Origin of the sequence: Paenibacillus cremeus (genome assembly GCF_007786445.1) — a bacterium.
GTDB classification, from domain to species: domain Bacteria; phylum Bacillota; class Bacilli; order Paenibacillales; family NBRC-103111; genus Paenibacillus_G; species Paenibacillus_G cremeus.
Genome location: NZ_VNJI01000016.1, coordinates 72,879 through 91,080 on the forward strand (window position 1 = coordinate 72,879; position 18,202 = coordinate 91,080).

An 18,202-nucleotide genomic window follows, 5' to 3' on the forward strand; every position below is an offset into this window, starting at 1 on the left:
CATCACTCCAATGCTCATTCGGACATCTCCCGCATCCTGATTTTACCAAACCAAGCTCCAAGGCAGATATAGACAATTCTTGATCTCAGACCGACCCAACGTAAAAACGTGACCAGAAAAGAGCACGGGCATCCGCGAGCAAAATTTGACTATTGAGCGCCTGTACCTGGCGGACGTACGATAATCGTAGCTAATGGCTGCCGGGATAACTCGGCGAGGTTTACAAGAATGGGGGATGAGCATGAATGGATCAAGGTTACCCGAAAGCTGTGCGTAAGCCAAAGGGACGGCTCGGCTTCGTCGGCCTGTCGATGGTGCTGGCACTCATGGCCGGATGCAGTTCCGGAGGAGGCGGAACGGCTAAGGCGCCCGATGCGGCGACAGCAACAGCAACACCGGCACCGGCACCGAATGTAAAGCAGCCGGAGGCCAAGCCCCAGCCACCTCTGGAAATCCAGATGACAGCAAGGCTGTTCGAGGAAGCGCCCAATATGGATAATCCGTATTGGAAGGAATTTATGAAACGGACGAATACGAAGCTGAACATCGAATGGATCCCGGACGGCGATTACACCACCAAGCTAAACCTCCTCCTCGCATCCGGCAACATTCCGGAGGTGCTCGTCATTAACAACCTGAAGCACCCGCCGGTTGTAAACGCTGTCAAGAACGGCGCGTTCTGGGATTTAACACCTTTCCTCGGGGATTTCAGCAAATACCCCAATCTCAAAAATTTTTCCGCGCCGGATTCATGGGTCACCAGTAGGATTCTCGGCAAAAACTACGCTATCCCGAAAAACCGTCCGCAGCTGTCAGGCGGGCCTAAAATCCGCAAGGATTGGCTCGATAAGCTGGGGATCCCAATGCCGCAAACCTTGGACGAATACCGCAGCGCTCTGAAAAAAATCGTAGACGCCGACATCGACGGCAACGGGAAAAAAGACACCATAGGTCTGGTGTCCAAGGCGAGCTTGTTCAGCGGCGGCAGCGCCGGCGGCTTCGGCGACGCGTTCGGCACGGGCAAGCCGACCTTTAACGAGGAAGGCGGTCTCATCTACGAAACGCTGACGCCCCAGCATGCCGAACTGATCGCCTGGCTGAGGGATTTGTACGCCGACGGCGTGCTCGCCAAGGAATTTGCCGTAATGAAGCCGACCCAGGCCACCGAGCTGTTCGAATCGGGCAAAGCGGCATCCCTGATCAACGAAAGCTTCCGCTGGGATTATCCTTTTATGACCTCGATCAAGAAGGTTCAGCCTGATGCTATCGTCGATACCGTACCTCCGTTAAAAGGACCCGGCGGCTACGCCGTCCGCTATTCGACCGGGGTGGATGGAGCCTTTCTGATCTCTAAGAAGGTACCTGAGGATAAGGTCAAGCGGATTCTTGATTACCTCGAAATGACCAACACGAAGGAGTATTACGATTTTAGCGTCAATGGCTTAGAGGGCATTCACTTCAACCGGGTCAACGGAGAGATTCAGCTCACCGATCAGCATAAGAAGGATGTCGGGTCCACCTCACCATGGCAGCCGATCGCGCTCTATTATGATAAATACGGCAAAATCGTCACGCCGACCGCACCCAAAGAATATAACGACGCCAAAATCAAGCAGGTCGAGTCGCAGGGTTATTTTGAAAAAGGACTCATCAGTCCTTTCAGCGTGATCAACTCTGCTACGTGGATTGCCACTTGGCCCAAATTCGAGCAGGAATGGACTTCGATGGCCGTCAAAGCGGTCGTCGGTCAAATCTCCATGGACGAATACAAGGCGTACGTCAAAAAAATCAACGACGATCCCAACATCAAAAAGGCCTACCAGGAATTTGCCAAGGATTATAAGGAAACCTACGGCAAGTAAAACATTGACTATTGGAGGCGATAGGGAATGGCGATTAGCTCTAACTCAACGGAAAAATGGTGGAAAAACTTCCCCTGGCGGGAAATTCAGACGAACCTGCGGGAAATCGATATGCTTGATATCGACGCAGAGCAGTTTGTGCGCGATTTGAAGGAGTTTAAGGCCAATGTGGTCATGATCAACACCGCAGGGATTATTGCCAGCTATCCGACGAAGCTGCCGTACCATTTTCAAAGCCCGTATTTGACGGGAGACAGCCTAGCGGACATTATCGCGGCCTGCCACCGGGAGGGGATTAAGGTCATCGCCCGGACGGATTTCTCCAAGGTGCGCCGTCCGATTTACGAGATGCATCCGGAATGGGCTTATGTCAGCCCTAAAGGCGAAATCGTCGATTACAACGGGGACGTCCATGTGTGTCTAAACGGAGATTATCAGCAGCATTATGCGCCGGAAATCATTAAGGAAGCCATTACGGAATTGGATTTTGACGGTATTTTCTTTAATATGGGCGGCTATCAGGTCAAGGATTACAGCTACCGGTATTACGGCATTTGCCACTGCGACAGCTGCAAAACCAAGTTCGCCGCCATGTTCGATTCCCAGCTGCCGAAGGAAGAGAATCCGAATGATCCGGTGTTCAAGAAGTACATGGTGTTTAAGGAGCGAACTCTCAAGGAATACGCCCAAAAAATGCACCAGGTGATTCTGGGCGTCCGGCCGGACATCTGCATCGCCAACAACTTCGAGCTGAAGGAAGGGATGATTCGTCAGGAGTCCAACACGGCGCTCGACCGTCCGCTGCCGCATTGGCAGTACAGCGCTTCGGACAATACGAAATGGGCCGTCAGCTCGTATCCCAACATGGTGTCGAGCAACACGACGGTCGACTTCATCGACTATCATCACCGCCATGGGGCGATTTCCCCTCAGCAGCAAAAGCTGCGGCTGTGCCAAGCGCTGGCCAACGGGGGCGGACTGGATTATTACCTGATCGGCCGGTTGGATAATCACGAGGATCAGTCCGGCTATGAGGGCATCAAGGAGATGTTCCATTATCATGCCGAGCATGGACAGGAATACATGAACATCACCTCTCAGGCGACGATCGCCCTCTTGAACGGACCGAATGGCAACCAAGCCGAGTTCCGGGGCTGGTTCCGCTTTTTGACGGAAAATCATTTTCAGTTCGATACCTTGATGGTGCAAAATGCGCTGAACCTGCCTTGGGACAAATACAAGGCCATCATCGTGCCGGACTACCAGCCTTTGAGCGACGAGCTGACGCAGCGGCTTGACGCCTTCGCCCAGGCAGGAGGCACGTTGATCTCAGTATGCCGAAGCGGGTTCCAGAATGAAGTCTATCAGAAGCGTGAGACACTGCCTTTCCAATCCATGGGGCTGGAGAGGGTGAATACGATCCGCGAGGACAACCGCTCCTCTTATTTCAAAGTGGATCACGAGGATCAGTTCCCGCGGTTTCCGGTGACCAAACTCATTTATCTAGACAATCATTACGTGTTTGCCGATTACAGCAGCAAGGCGGAGACCTATTTCAAGCTGATTCCGCCGCATATGTACGGGCCGCCTGAGCGCTGCTATTATACGCAGGTGACCGAGCATCCCGGGTTTACCGTTCATCCTTACGGCAAAGGGCAGGGCATCTACATCCCTTGGAAGCCGGGTGAATTGTTCCACCGTCAAGGCTACACGAATACGAGCGAATTCGTCGCCGATCTGCTGGAGCATGTGGCCGGGCTGACGCGGATTCAGGGCAACCTGCCGCCGATGGTCGAAGCCACCCTGTTCGAGCAGCAGGGAAGAGGAGCGACGCTGCTTCACCTTGTGAATGGAACCGGTCATTTCGGGGTCACGTTCTACGCGCCGGTGACACTGTCCGATCTGGAGGTGCAGGTTCCGCTGTCTTCAGCTCCCCGTTCGGTACAGAGCTTATACACAGGCCGCAGATGCGCCTACTCCTTTAGCGACGGGCTGCTAACGGTGAAGCTGGATAAGCTGGGCATGTTCGACGCGATTAAAATTTCCAGATGACGAAGCTGTACACATGCCAGCCCTCTCGCTTCCAGACAGGAAGCTGGGAGGGCTTTGTTTTGGGGTTTCGTTTGACCGAGGTGGGAGACACGGGGGAACGCATGCAGGGAACATGGTACAATCCGGAATATCGTGAGTATCGGGATAAGCTTTCCGGCCGACGCATTGTGCAGCTGACCGACTATTTTACCCACAGCAATCATTTGTATTTTACGAATGAAACGTTCTATCAAGGCGATATTATATTTAAATCACAGCGGGGAAATGCCAGCAACCTGTTCCGCTTGAAGATGGATTCCATGCAAATTGTTCAGCTGACCGATTTGCCGCAGCCCTCCTATCACGACCGGTATTTTGACCGCCTGCTCTTATCGTATGTGCACGAGGGCAACGATGAGGTATACATGTTCTACCTCGGGCAGGTGCTGGCGCTGAATTTGAAGACCTTGCAGCAGCGCGTGCTTTACGATACAACGGAGGGATACTACCTAAGCTCCGGCTCGCCTAGCGCAGACGGTAAATACATCGTCGTCTCCATTAATGAAAATAAGGTGCACCGCGAATTTGAAGGCGGCTTCTACGAAACGTGGGCTGCTTATCCAGAGACGCGCCTCATCCGCATCGAGATTGAAACCGGTAGAACGGATACGGTCTATGTGGAGCCGTATTGGATCAAGCATGTGAACATGTCCCCTACCGTCCCGCATTTGCTTACGTTCTGCCATGAGGGCCCGTGGGACAAAATTGATCATCGGGTCTGGCTGCTGGATTTAACCACCGGGAAGACGGCTAAGCTGGTGCCGGATCAAGGGCCGATGAAGTCGGTCGGGCACGAGTATTGGTTCACCGACGGCGTCCGGCTCGGCTATCATGGGCGCAAGGTGCAGCCGGACGGCCAAATTCATGGCTACTTCGGCTCGATCCGCTATGATAATACCGAGCAGACCGAGGTGGATTTCCCGTTTACCAGCCATCATTTTCACAGCAATGATCTGGAGCTGATCGTCGGGGACGGCCAGCGGATCACCAACCCTCATGTGCTGCTATGGAAAAGAAACGGCTACGGGTTTGACCAGCCCCGCGTACTGGCCTACCACGGCGGCATGGCGATTAACGCCGCCACGCATGTGCATCCGCGATTTACAGCGGATGCATCGCAGGTCTTGTACACGTCGGACCGGGGCGGGTACGCAAACTTGTACCTCGCCGAGGTCGGAGACGTGGAGGATCTCCCCTTGCTGGCCGAGGTGCAGGCCAGCAAGCAAGCTTAAGCGACGCTCGATTGCGGAAGATGAGCCGAGTGTTAATCGTGTATAAAATTAGGCTAGTAGGCTAGGGCGATCCAACTCGGATTGCCCTAGCTTTTTTGCGTCGTGCTTCCAGTAATGAACGAGCCCTGCAGCCTTACGTGCTCATAGGGCCGGTGTGGATTGGCAATGCGCCACAGCATGCGATCGGCGGCCCGGTAGCCGGTTTCGCGGATGAGCAGCTGCGGACGCGTGCAGAGCGGCAGCGTATCGGTTTGCTCGTTCAGCAGCGCGACCAGCGAGCATGCTTGCGGCACAGCGATGCCCATCCGGCTCAGCGTATGATAGACGGCCTCGGTCTGATCGTCCAATCCGCAAATGACGGCCGTTGGCTGGTACCGCTTATATTTGTGCTCAAAATCACGGAGCCAATCCGGATCGGTATCCCGCATCACAGCGTGCTCATCGGCAGCTACGGTTAAGCCGGCGTCCTTCATCGCCTCGTGGAAGGCATGCCAACGCAGCACAAAGCCCCGCTGGCTCTGAATATCTCCGACATACAGGATCCGCTTATGTCCTAGCCGATGCAGACAGCGCACCGCTTGATAGATCGCCTCATAGACATCCCAAATCACACTATCGACCTTCGCCTCCGGTGGGGGGAAGTTGAGCAAAATGCGCGGCAGCGGCAGCTCCAGCAGCTTCTGCTCCAGAAGATCATGGCTCATGCGCGGGGCTATGAATACGCCTTCGGCGTAATGCAGCCCTTGCTCCTCCGCCCAGGCTTCGAACCGATCCGGCGCCAGCTGCGGTGGGATGACTATCGGCTGCACCGTATGGCCGAACTCCATAAACCGCTCATGCAGCCCTTGCAGCAGCAGCCGATTAAAGTTGAGCGACTGCTTATTTTGGATCAAGACAAATCGGCGCTTCACCGTCGGATAGGGAGAGATTTGATCCAGCTGCAGCGTCTGCTTCTGGTCCTTGGTGAGATAGCCCAGCTTGCGGGCCATTTCGAACACCTCACTGCGGGTTTGCTCCGACATGCCGGGTAATCCGCGCAGCGCTTTGGATACGGTTTGGATCGTTAGGCCGAGCTGATCAGCCAGATCATGTAGGGTGACACGTTTACGCATAGGCAGGTTCACCTGGTTTCATTTTGATGGGAAATAGCAACCTGAATTTTAAACTAATTTTAAACTAAAATGAAGGTTAACTTTCAACTATACTGAATGGTATACGAAGCTATTTACTCCAAAGGAGCGAATGAAACATGAGTTTGAATAGAGTAATTGACGCGGATATCGTGGTTGTTGGGGGAGGTCCTGCGGGCGTGAACGCAGCCATTGCGGCGGGACGCAGCGGGGCGAAGACCGTGCTGATCGAAAAATACGGCTTTATCGGCGGTATGTCAACCGCAGCCTTGGTGTATCCGTGGATGACCTTCCATACAACGGACGGCAAGCAAGTGATCAAAGGGATCGCACAAGAAATTATTGATCGCCTGATGGAGATGAACGCTTCCCCAGGTCATCTTAGAGATACGGTAGGCTTTGTGCATACGATTACGCCCTATCATCCGGAAGTGTATAAAATGCTGGCCGTCGATATGCTGAAGGAAGCGGGCGTCAAACTGCTGCTCCACAGCTTCGTCGACAAAGTGGAAGTCGAGGACAACCGCATCCGTTCCGTGCAGCTGACCTCCAAGTCCGGGCGCATCGATGTGCGCGGTACGGTTTTTGTGGATACGACAGGGGATGCCGATCTGGCTTACCTCTCCGGTGCGCCGGTCCTGCAAGGGCGTGAAGGCGATAAGCTGACGCAGCCGATGACGATGAAATTCCGTATGCGGGGCGTGAACCTGGCAGCGGTGAAGCAGTATATGCTGGATCATCCGGACGAGTTTTATGAGAAAACGCCGTTCTCGGAGCTTAAGGATTTGCCTCTCTCCGGTGTCATGGGCTATTTCAAGCATTGGCAGGAAGCCAATCTGCCGATTAACCGCGATCAGGTGCTGTTCTTCACCGGACCGGAGGCGGACGAGGTGCTGGTGAATACGACGCGGGTTCAGGGGCTGGACGGCACGAACGTGGAGGATCTGACCGAGGCGGAGGAGCTGGGACGCAAGCAGGTGCTTATGGTCGCCGAATTTATGAAGACGCTGCCGGGCTTTGAAAAGGCGGCCATTTCCGCCGTAGGCGCACAGATCGGGATCCGCGAGACGCGACGCATTCAAGGGCAGTATACGCTGCAAGCATCGGATGTCGTCCAGGGCCGCCGCTTTGAAGATGTCATTGCACGCAGCGGGTACCCCGTAGATTTGCACGATCCGAAGGAAAAAGATGTGAAGGTCGCCTGGGTCGCTGGGGACGGCGCCTACGATATTCCTTACCGCTGCCTGCTGCCTCAGAAGATCGAGAACCTGCTCAACGCTGGACGCTGCATTTCCACCTCGCACGAAGCGCTCGCGACGACCCGGCTTTCGCCAAGCTGCATGGCCACGGGGCAAGCGGCCGGCTCTGCCGCAGGTCTTGCGGTGAAGCGTAGCGTTAACCCTGCGGATATCAACATCCAAGAGCTGCAGGCCGTACTGATCGCCGATGGTGCGTTGCTGAGCTAATCCTTTTGCACGTAACGTAAACCCTTTCGATTTCCTTGCTGGAAGTGAAAGGGTTTATTTGTATATTCCCCCTAAAAAAGCAGGTTTTCTCCTTAGTCAGAATTTACATTAATGTTTTTTTGGAGAAAACGACTTTTTTCGACAAGATTCGTCATAGACTGATATACCCGATCGGAATAATATAAACTTTGTATTAAAATTTCGTAGGATATAGCTTACGTATCCACAGAATCTTTACTCACCAATCCCAAGGAGGTACTTATTTTGAAACTCAAGATGAAAACCGCATCATTAGGAATCACAATGGTGGTTGCGACTATGGCTGTTGCTTTCCCCGCAATGGCAGCGGCAAGCGGTACCAATGTTACGATTAAAGTGAATGGTATGGCCGTGGAATCCGCCAACAATTATTTCTCCCAGGAAGGCAGAACCTTTGTCGATCTTGCCGCTTACTCTAAGCTTACCGGGATTTCCTACAGTCTGAACAAAGCGGACAAAAAAGCGACGATCAACGGCAGTACAATCGACGTCGAACTTAAAGACGAGGCTCCGGTCGCGGCTTTGCGCTCCGTTGTGGATGCTTCCGGTGCCGCCAAGATTGAATGGGATGAGCAATCTCATACCGCTCAAGTTGTTTACGACTCCAAATTGACAGTCTATGGGGATACCGTTTCTCAATTGGGTGAATGTGTGGTTCAAAATCGTTTCCAGGTTGGCGATACCATCGTATTTAGGATGACCGCTGCCAACTCCATTACCGGCCAACTCGCTGAAGATGCGAAGCTGCAGGTTCATCTTTCCACCGGTGACGTGTTGGATATGCACTTTGGCAGCCATCCTCCGGATCAGCCAAACGGCGAAAAATTCTGGACAGCCACTTACAAAGTGACGGACAAAACGCCGAAGGGCACGTTAAACTATTTCGTAACCGCTGAAACCGCTTCTTCCAAGGGGGAATACAAGCCGTTTAACGTCATGCCTTCCCTGCTGACGATCGTTGCAGCCGATCAAGCGGCCCCTGCAGCGGCTCAGACGAAGCAATAACATGAAGAAAATCGGTCTTTTAGCAAAATCTTTCTTACTTCTATCTCTGGCAGCCGGAAGTATCACGGTTCAGTCATCGCACCTGGCATATGCGGATGAGTCCGCAGCTTCGGTCTCGCCTGCCCCTGCCACACTGACGCTGCTCCAGGAAAAAGGCTTCATCCGTTCTTTGGTCGGTTTCGAAGCTGCCGGCCTGGATCCGAACGAGGACGTCGAATTAGTCTGGATGACCGTTACCGGAAGCTATAAGCTCAAAGGCATTTATTCCTTCATCGGTGCGGAATATAAGGAGCAGGAAGTCTCACTTCTAAAAGGAACGCCTAATGAAGACGGTACATGGAAAGGCTCTTTTAAGGTACCGGAGGGCTTCGGCGGCGATCATACGGTTTACGTGCGCCAAAACGGCCGAAACCTATCGCAAAACAACTATTTCGTCTCGCCCAGCTTTAAAATGTCCCCCCAATCCGGTCCCGTCGGAACGGAGATCACGATTGAAGCCGAGGGGATCGGCTGGACGACGATGGAAAGTAACTGGCAGCTTACATACGATAACAAGATGACCGGTCTCATATCCGCCGTCTCCACAAACGGGAAGGCGACGGCCAAGCTGCGGGCTGCCGGGTCTCCAGGCATCCACTCCCTGACGGCTTGGCACGGCTATATCGGCATGCCGTACATCAATCATCAGCAGGCGCCGACCTCTTATTTGCCCGTGCCAACGTTTTCGTTCAAAGTGACGGAGGGCAAACCCGACCTGAACGCTTACGTCGAGCCCGTTCCCGATTCTGCAGCTAACGGCGGTTTAATTATGCCGGACCCGCAAAATCAAGAAGGGGTGAACGTCTCCCTGAGTAAGGAAGCCGGAACAGTCGGTGAGCCGATCACTTTAACGGCAAAGGGGCTTCCGGCGAACGAGAAGCTGAAGCTGGTTTGGAACACGATGAGCGGGAGCCGCGTATCGGGCTTGGGTTTTGCTGAAAAGCAGATAACCTTGGTGGAGAAGACAACCGATCAGGACGGGAGTCTTACGTTTGATTTCCCAATCCCCGACGATTTAGGCGGCGTGCCCCATCGTATTGATTTGGTCGCGGGTGAGCAAACGTACGGACAAACGTACTTGACGATCAATCCGAGTATTGTCAGCATATCGCCTGTATCGGGTCCTGCGGGCACCGAGGTTACCATCCATCTAAAAGGCGTAGGGTGGACAGAGTTTGACAACACCCTTTATTTAACCTACGACAACGCCTATACTGGCTACATGTGCGGCTTTAATACTCAAGGAGATGTGGAGTTCACCATGGTGGCGACCGGAGAGCCCGGATACCATATCATCGATTTGTATCCGGGTATTTACAAAGGTCAGCAAAAGACTCCCGACGTATACCTGGCTCCGCAGCTGACGTACGAGAAAGACCATCCGGGCTCCAAAATTCCTGCCATCCGGATGGCGTTTGAGATCAAAGAGTAATTTGCAGCTTCAGGTTAATAAAAAAATGCAGTCCGCTCCTCACTTTTGGAGGCGGGCTGTATTTTTTTCTATCAACTTCACAACAATCAGGCTTCCGGCCTTAGCATTTGTCATTGACTGCCAATCGAACCGGTGCTAAAATTTAGTGAACAACTGTTTATAATACCGAACGGTGTTTATTATACGAAGGACGTGATGACTTGGAACAGAAATATTCTGTCCCTGCACTGGATCGAGCCCATGCTGTACTGTCGCTGCTCACCGGGGAGCCTTATAAGTGGAAGCTGTCCGAGCTGTCCAAGCATCTGGGGATCAGCAAGAGCACGCTGTATTCCTTGCTGCAAACGATGGAGCGCCTGCAGTGGATCAACCGGGACCGGAACGAAACCTACGCGCTGGGGAGTGCGGTGGGGGAGCTGGGCAGCGCCTATTTTCGCCAATATGATCTGATTGAAGAGTTTCGGCGGATGGCGGAGCCGGTGATGCGCAAGCTGCAGGAATCTGTAGCGCTGGCTCGTTTGGAGGGCAGCGAGGTGCTGTATTTGACCAAGGTCGAGGCACCTTCTCCAGTACAGATGGTGTCCGGGCCGGGGGTTCGTTTTCCCGCGCATGCAACGGGTCTTGGGAAGTCACTTATGATGGACATGGATGCGGAGCAACTGCACCGTGTATTTCCCCAGGAATCGCTGCAAAAGGTGACGGTTCATACGATCGGTTCCCGCGAAGCCTTCCTGCAGGAATTGGTCAAGGTTCGCCATGACGGGTACTCCTTCGATATCCAGGAGGGCGTCATGGGCTTTTGCTGTGTGGCCGCACCGGTTCGCAGCCGAGGTACGGTCGTTGCAGCGGTCAGCTGCTCGATGCCCATTCACCATTGGGAAGGAAAGAAAGCAGAGGCCGTGCAGGAAGTTTGCGGCTTGGCCCAGCGGCTGTCGACGAATATATAAGTATGTCTATAATCCCGATTCACGTCAAAGGTGGAACGGGATTTTTTAGCATCTATCCCATTGACACTAAAGGGAAACTATGGGAAGATAATCATCAGAAACATCATTTAGAACGTCGTTCATAATACCGAACATAGAAGGGTGAGGTTGTCTATGAAACTAGCACGATTTACAATTCCCGGCGATGCCCAGTCTGAGATCCGCAGCGGCATTGTGGAAGGCGATACCATTCGCGAATTTTCCGGAGACTTATTCGGGTCCTGCACGCTAACCGGCCAGTCCTTCGAACTGAAGGATGTCCGCCTCCACGCCCCGCTCAGCCCTAAGCACATCATCGGTATCGGCAAAAACTTCGTCGACACTGGCGTCGAGAAACCGGCCATTCCGGATATGCCGATCTTATTTTTCAAGCCGCTCACCACTGTCGTTGGTCCGGAAGATACCGTACTGCTCCCTCGCGGAACGGACGAGATCAAGTTCGAATCAGAGCTGGCCGTCATTATCGGCAAAGAGGCGAAGAACATTACGCCTGCCCAAGCGGACGAGGTCATTTTTGGCTACACGGTGACTAACGACTTTGGCGCCCTGAACTATTTCCATCCGGAAGGCCATTGGACGATTGGCAAATCCTACGACACGTTCTGCCCGCTCGGTCCGGTGATTGAGACGGAATTCGATTACCGCAACGCCCGTATTCAAGCGTCAGTAAACGAAGTCGCCAAGCAGGATGCCATGATGGAACGCATCATTACGCCGATCGATGTGATGATCTCCTACATTAGCGGATTCATGACCCTACAGCCAGGAGATGTCATTCTGACGGGAACGCCTGCGGGAGCGGATATGGTTCGCGATGGCGACGTGGTAGATTGCTTTATCGAAGGCATCGGACACCTGCGAAATACCGTTAAAGCACAATAATCCTATTCAAATAGCAAAGGAGACCAAACCCATGAGCAACTACGTACAAGTAGGCAATCTGCAAGTCGCGGACGTTCTGTACCAGTTTATTAATTCGCAAGCCCTTCCCGGCAGCGGGGTGACGAGCGAGCGCTTCTGGTCCGGTTTTAGTACGCTGATTCACGAGCTGGTCCCTCAAAATAAGGCGTTACTTGCCAAACGAGATGAGCTGCAAAAGCAAATCAATGAATGGCATATCGCCAATAAGGCAAGCTTCGATTTTGAAGCGTATAAAGCATTTTTGCAAGAAATCGGCTATCTCGAGCCGGAAGCGGAAGATTTTCAAATTACCACTGAGAATGTGGACAGCGAAATCGCCTTGCAGGCCGGACCGCAGCTGGTGGTGCCAGTCAATAATGCGCGGTACGCGCTGAACGCGGCGAACGCCCGCTGGGGAAGCCTGTACGACGCGCTGTACGGAACGGACGCGATCGACGAGGAAGGCGGCGCAGAGCGCACGTCGGGGTACAATCCGGTTCGCGGGCAGAAGGTCATTGCCTTCGCCAGAGCGTTTCTGGATCAAGCGTCACCATTAACAAGCGGCTCCCATCAGGACGCAACGCAATATACAATTGTGGACGGTCAGCTGTCCGTATCCCTTGCTAACGGGGAGCAGGCAGGCCTAAGCGACGCATCGAAGCTCATAGGCTACCAAGGCGAGCCACAAGCACCTTCGGCTATTTTGCTGAAAAATAACGGCATTCATTTTGAAATCCAAATCGATCGTACGCATCCTATCGGTTCAACGGATCAAGCTGGCGTGAAAGACATCTTGATGGAGGGCGCAATCACGACCATCATGGATTGTGAAGATTCCGTAACCGCAGTCGATGCCGAAGACAAAGTGCTCGTTTACACGAACTGGCTGGGGCTCATGAAGGGCGACCTGTCCGCGGTTTTCCCAAAAGGCAATAAAACGATCACAAGAACGCTCAATCCGGATCGCGTATACACAACACCGGCAGGCGAGGAAATCACTTTGCACGGCCGCTCGCTTCTGTTTGTCCGCAACGTGGGGCATTTGATGACGATTAACGCTATTTTGGATCAAAATGGACAGGAGATTCCTGAAGGCATCCTCGACGCGGTTGTGACCAGCCTGATTGCCAAGCACGATTTGCTGCGCAATGGATCGTCCCAAAACTCGCGCCAAGGCTCCATTTACATTGTAAAACCGAAAATGCACGGCTCCGCAGAGGTCGCTTTTGCCAATACGCTGTTTAACCGGGTCGAGGATCTGCTGGGGCTGGAGCGTCATACGCTGAAGATTGGTGTCATGGACGAGGAGCGCCGCACCTCCTTGAATTTGAAGGCCTGCATCCGTGAGGTTAAAGACCGGGTCGTCTTCATTAATACCGGGTTCCTGGACCGGACGGGCGACGAAATGCATACTTCCATGGAAGCGGGCCCAATGATTCGCAAAAATAACATGAAAACTTCGCGCTGGCTGCAAGCCTATGAGAAGTCGAATGTCAGCGTCGGGCTGGCCGCCGGCCTGCAAGGCCGTGCCCAGATCGGCAAAGGCATGTGGGCGATGCCGGACCTGATGAAGGAAATGCTGAAGCAAAAGGTCGCTCAGCTGCAAGCCGGCTGCAACACGGCATGGGTGCCATCCCCAACCGCTGCTGCGCTGCACGCGCTTCACTACCATCAAGTCGATGTCACGAAGGTGCAGAACCAATTGAAAGAAATTAACGCGAATTATCGCGATGAGATTCTGGACCTCCCGGTGGAAAAAGCGCCGCAATGGACCCCGGAGGAAATCCAACAGGAGCTGGACAACAACGCGCAGGGCATTCTCGGCTATGTGGTACGCTGGGTAGAGCAGGGCGTCGGATGCTCCAAGGTACCGGACATTAATAACGTGGGCCTCATGGAAGACCGCGCAACGCTGCGTATTTCCAGTCAGCATATGGCCAACTGGCTGCACCATGGCATTTGCACGAAGGAGCAGATCCAAGAGACGATGCAGCGCCTGGCCAAAGTCGTCGACGAGCAGAACGCCGGAGATCCTGCGTACCGTCCAATGGCAGGCAACTACGAGCAATCCGTAGCATTCCAGGCGGCTTGCGAGCTCGTGTTCGAGGGCTATGATCAGCCGAACGGCTATACCGAGCCGATCCTGCACCGCAGACGTATCGAGTTCAAGGCCAAAGTTTTCGCGTAAGTTATGCTATAGGAGGGAGAGTGCTCGCATGAAATCCTCATCAAACAGCATTTTATTGCGTATTGAATTGGATCAAACCGTTACCACCTTCGGGGAAGTGGCGAGCGTGGTCAGCCGTGCGGGCGGAGATATCGTGGCGATTGACGTGATTCGCTCCGATCGGCAGTCAACCATGAGAGACATTACGGTCAATCTGGGGACACAAACCGAAGAAGCGATCGCAGAGAACATTCGGCAGCTGCCGGGCGTGGTGCTGCACCATATTTCGGACCCCACCTTCCTAGTTCACCTAGGGGGGAAAATCGAGGTTCAGCCGAAGATTCCGATCAAAAATCGCGATGATTTATCCAAGGTGTACACGCCGGGCGTAGCCAAAGTGTGCATGGCGATCCACGAAAATCCGCAAAAAGCGTTCACGCTGACCATCAAGCGCAATACGGTCGCGGTCATCTCCGACGGCACTGCGGTGCTTGGCTTGGGCGATATTGGCCCGGCTGCCGCCATGCCCGTGATGGAAGGCAAGGCCATGCTGTTCAAGCAGCTGGCCGGAGTGGATGCGGTGCCGATCTGCTTGGATACCAAGGATACGGAAGAAATCATCCGAACGATCAAGCACATGGCCCCGGCGTTCGGCGGGATCAATCTGGAGGACATCAGCTCACCGCGATGCTTTGAGATTGAGACGCGTCTGAAGCAGGAGCTGGACATTCCGGTGTTCCACGACGATCAGCACGGAACGGCGGTGGTCGTTCTGGCTGGATTGATCAATGCGCTGCGAGTGACCAAAAAACGGATGGAGGACATCCGAATCGTCGTTCTCGGCATCGGGGCGGCCGGGGTATCCATCATCAAAATGCTCCTCGGAGCCGGGGCGCAGAACGTCGTAGCCGTGGATCGTCATGGCATTTTGACACGCGGCGCCGCATACGATAATCCGTTATGGGATTGGGTGGCGCAGCACACGAACCCGGATGATCTGCAGGGCGGCTTATCCGATGCTGTGAATGGGGCAGACGTCTTTGTCGGCGTCTCCGGTCCGAACGTGCTGAAGCTGGACGATGTACGCCGCATGGCTGCGGATCCGATCGTCTTCGCCATGGCGAATCCGACGCCAGAGATCGACCCGGAAATCGCAGAGCCCTATGTCAGGGTGATGGCGACCGGCCGGAGCGATTTTCCGAACCAGATTAATAATGTGCTCTGCTTCCCTGGGATTTTCCGTGGAGCGCTGGATTGCAGGGCCAGTGAAATTAATGAAGAGATGAAGCTGGCTGCATCGAGAGCGATCGCCTTAACCGTATCCGATGATGAGCTCAACGAGCAGTATATCATTCCTTCCATCTTCAATGAACGCGTGGTCCAAAGCATTCGCGATCAAGTGGTCCTCGCTGCGATCAGCTCCGGTGTCGCCCGCCGGATTCCGCCAGAATTTAAAGGCTCGAAGCCGCTGGAGCGCAGATTGACACATGCAATGATGTTCTAACCCATTGGGGGGCTTCGGCCTCCCTTTATGTCAACAACCTACTACCTTGCAGGAGTTGTTGCCGCTTGAAAGAGGATATTCATCAGTGTATGAAAATGGGCATCGTCCATCGTGCGGCTTTCCCTTTAGCTGCTTCCAAGCGCGGTGGCACCATAGAATCGATGATGGACATTGTGCGCGACCCATTTTTTGATGCGATCGAACTGACGTCAATTCCGGATCCGGCTGAGCGGACCGAAGTCACCCAGCTGCTTCTCAGCAGCGGAATGATGGTTTGCTATCATGCCCAGCCGAGGCCGTCAGCAGCTAAGCCGCTAAGCATAGGCAGCTTGATCGAGCGCGAGCGCCGTTCGGCGATTCAAGAGCTGAAAGAAGCCATAGATGAGGCCTCCGAGATGCATGCTGAGATGGTGACGATTTCGGATGAGTTTATATCAGGAGCCTTTTTGCATAAAAACACCCTGCCGGCATTGGAGCAGTCCCTCCAAGAAATCGGCCGGTACGCCGCTTCCAAAGGCGCGATGAAAGCAGCCTATGAACCTCCCTTTACCTTTTCCAACGAGCCTCCTAGAGAAACAATCGCAAAAATCCCCGGCACCGGGGTCTACATCGATGTCGAACACTTACCTGCACACTATGAAATGAACGATCGAAACATGAAGCACGTCAAAAAGCAATTGATCTACTCCCGGATCGGCAACTGCAGCAAGGACGGAAGGTACCAGCAGCACGTGGCTGCCAGGCAGCAGGCTGTGAATACGGAGCAGCTGATGCATTTTTTACGGAATCTCTGCAAGATGGACTACATCGGGGAAGGCAAGCAAAAGGTGCTGGCTCTCGGTGTGAAGCCGTTAGCGGGCGAATCCCCGCAAGCGGTCATTGCAGGAGGCAAGCGCACGCTGCTCGAGGCCTGGCGGCTGCTGCAGCGCCATTCGGCGATTTGGCCTGAATGTTAATTTAATAGGCTTGGAGGTTAATGAGATGGATGGCATCAAAGTAGGGCCAAACAATGAACAAATCCGGTCGGCCTTCGCCAGATTCGCCGGTGAGAGCAATCTGCGGCCCGGTGACAGCTCACACTCGGAATACCGGTTAAACGCTGCTTTGAAAGCGCTGCCGGAAAATGAGGAGCAGGTGGCGGAATTCCTTCGTTTAGCGGATGAGAACCGATTATCCGTTGCTCCTCAAGGCGGAGGCACCAAGGATGCGTACGGGCAATCCGTTCAAGCCGTCGATATGATTTTGTCGATGAAGCACATGTCCGGTGTATTGGAGCATTCCGCCGGCGATTTGATGGTTTCCGTTCTGGCCGGTACGACGCTTCGGGAGCTGCAAGAGACGTTACGCTCTGCAGGGCAGTTTTTGCCGCTGGATGTGGCATGGGATGAGCAGTCAACCATCGGGGGGATCGTGAATTCAGGTGCGTCCGGTCTGCTTCGGGCGGGCTTTGGCTCGATTCGAGACCTGCTGATCGCCTCCCGCATTGTTTATCCGAACGGGCAGGTGATCCGAACCGGTGCCAAGGTTGTGAAAAATGTAGCCGGCTACGACATGAACAAACTGTTTATCGGGTCTATGGGCACGCTTGGCGTGCACACGGAGTTCACGTTTAAAATCCGGCCGATTCCACCGGGCTGGGGTCTGCTGGTGATCGGCAATGCCAGCGTCGAAACGCTGCGCGCGCTGCAGCTTACGCTGCTGGATTCGCAGCTCGAGCCGTGTGTGTGTGAATGGGTTAATCCTCGGGCAGCCCAGGCGATCGGTATCGACTCGCAAGGGCCGGTGCTTCTGGTCGGCTTTGCCGATGTGTGGTCGTCGGTGGATGAGCAGGCTCGCCAAGTCGGGCAGCTATGCCGAGAGGCGGGGGCTGCGATTTTGACGGAGCTTCGAGGGGCCGAGGAAACGGAGGCGGCGTTGGCTCAAGTGCGAAATATTGTGCCGAATTCCAATCTGCTCCAAGACACCTCGGCGGTCGTGTCCATGAAGCTGATGGGCAAGCTGACCGACATCCCGGCGATGTTTGAGGCTGCGGAAGCGCGGGCGGCACGCCATGACGTTTCCTTGAAGTTCAGCGGCGGAGCCTACACGGGCATCGCCGGGGCAACGGTGGAAGCGGAAGGAGAGGCGAACGCCGACGCTTATCGTCGTCTCATCGCCTGGATTCACGGGATCCAACATGAGATGAGGCCGCTGGGCATCCGCACCGTCGTGGATTTTGCCCCCAGCGTTATTCGCAATCAGATTGCGATCTGGGATGAAGCGACCGCAGACCAAAAAATTATGCGAGGCATTAAGCGTACGATAGATCCGAACGAAACGCTCAATCCTGGGCGAATTATTGGAGGATAG

At 54.1% G+C, this 18,202-nt stretch carries 13 protein-coding genes; 12 read left to right on the plus strand and 1 reads right to left on the minus strand.

What is annotated here, in order from left to right; translation table 11 throughout:
• The first annotated feature begins 245 nt into the window (after positions 1-245).
• Genes FPZ49_RS14740 through FPZ49_RS14750 form a run of 3 tightly spaced genes read left to right on the plus strand, consistent with a single transcriptional unit; the run spans position 246 to position 5,185 of the window.
• Positions 246-1,862, plus strand: a complete 1,617-nt coding sequence (locus FPZ49_RS14740; protein ID WP_144847941.1) for an extracellular solute-binding protein — start codon at positions 246-248, stop codon at positions 1,860-1,862.
• 27 nt (positions 1,863-1,889) lie between these two features.
• Entirely contained in the window at positions 1,890-3,914 is a 2,025-nt protein-coding gene (locus FPZ49_RS14745; RefSeq protein ID WP_144847943.1) for a beta-galactosidase trimerization domain-containing protein, read from the plus strand.
• Between the two features lie 59 nt (positions 3,915-3,973).
• The gene (locus FPZ49_RS14750; protein ID WP_186445827.1) at positions 3,974-5,185 is read left to right on the plus strand and encodes an oligogalacturonate lyase family protein; all 1,212 of its coding nucleotides are present in this window, start codon (positions 3,974-3,976) and stop codon (positions 5,183-5,185) included.
• Positions 5,186-5,271: 86 nt separating this feature from the next.
• Here the strand turns inward: FPZ49_RS14750 and FPZ49_RS14755 are convergent, their stop codons facing one another.
• The gene (locus FPZ49_RS14755; protein WP_144847947.1) at positions 5,272-6,297 is read right to left on the minus strand and encodes a LacI family DNA-binding transcriptional regulator; all 1,026 of its coding nucleotides are present in this window, start codon (positions 6,295-6,297) and stop codon (positions 5,272-5,274) included.
• Between the two features lie 137 nt (positions 6,298-6,434).
• Here FPZ49_RS14755 and FPZ49_RS14760 point away from each other — a divergent pair, with 137 nt between their 5' ends.
• The 9 genes from FPZ49_RS14760 to FPZ49_RS14800 all read left to right on the plus strand — a co-directional run bounded on the left by FPZ49_RS14760 (position 6,435) and on the right by FPZ49_RS14800 (position 18,202).
• Positions 6,435-7,781, plus strand: coding sequence for an FAD-dependent oxidoreductase (locus tag FPZ49_RS14760; RefSeq protein ID WP_186445828.1), 1,347 nt, complete (start codon positions 6,435-6,437; stop codon positions 7,779-7,781).
• A gap of 264 nt (positions 7,782-8,045) precedes the next feature.
• Positions 8,046-8,825, plus strand: coding sequence for a hypothetical protein (locus FPZ49_RS14765; RefSeq protein WP_144847949.1), 780 nt, complete (start codon positions 8,046-8,048; stop codon positions 8,823-8,825).
• 1 nt (position 8,826) lies between these two features.
• The gene (locus tag FPZ49_RS14770; RefSeq protein WP_144847951.1) at positions 8,827-10,296 is read left to right on the plus strand and encodes a hypothetical protein; all 1,470 of its coding nucleotides are present in this window, start codon (positions 8,827-8,829) and stop codon (positions 10,294-10,296) included.
• Between the two features lie 200 nt (positions 10,297-10,496).
• Entirely contained in the window at positions 10,497-11,243 is a 747-nt protein-coding gene (locus FPZ49_RS14775; protein WP_144847954.1) for an IclR family transcriptional regulator, read from the plus strand.
• Between the two features lie 153 nt (positions 11,244-11,396).
• The gene (locus FPZ49_RS14780; protein WP_144847956.1) at positions 11,397-12,164 is read left to right on the plus strand and encodes a fumarylacetoacetate hydrolase family protein; all 768 of its coding nucleotides are present in this window, start codon (positions 11,397-11,399) and stop codon (positions 12,162-12,164) included.
• A gap of 31 nt (positions 12,165-12,195) precedes the next feature.
• Complete coding sequence (locus tag FPZ49_RS14785) at positions 12,196-14,370, plus strand: malate synthase G (RefSeq protein WP_144847958.1); 2,175 nt, start codon at positions 12,196-12,198, stop codon at positions 14,368-14,370.
• Between the two features lie 28 nt (positions 14,371-14,398).
• A complete protein-coding gene (locus FPZ49_RS14790) occupies positions 14,399-15,853 on the plus strand; it encodes an NAD-dependent malic enzyme (protein ID WP_144847960.1) in 1,455 nt (484 codons plus the stop codon).
• A 65-nt stretch (positions 15,854-15,918) separates the two neighbouring features.
• Positions 15,919-16,809: a sugar phosphate isomerase/epimerase family protein gene (locus tag FPZ49_RS14795; RefSeq protein ID WP_144847962.1), complete on the plus strand. Its 891-nt coding sequence runs from the start codon at positions 15,919-15,921 to the stop codon at positions 16,807-16,809.
• A 25-nt stretch (positions 16,810-16,834) separates the two neighbouring features.
• Positions 16,835-18,202, plus strand: a complete 1,368-nt coding sequence (locus tag FPZ49_RS14800) for an FAD-binding oxidoreductase (RefSeq protein ID WP_144847964.1) — start codon at positions 16,835-16,837, stop codon at positions 18,200-18,202.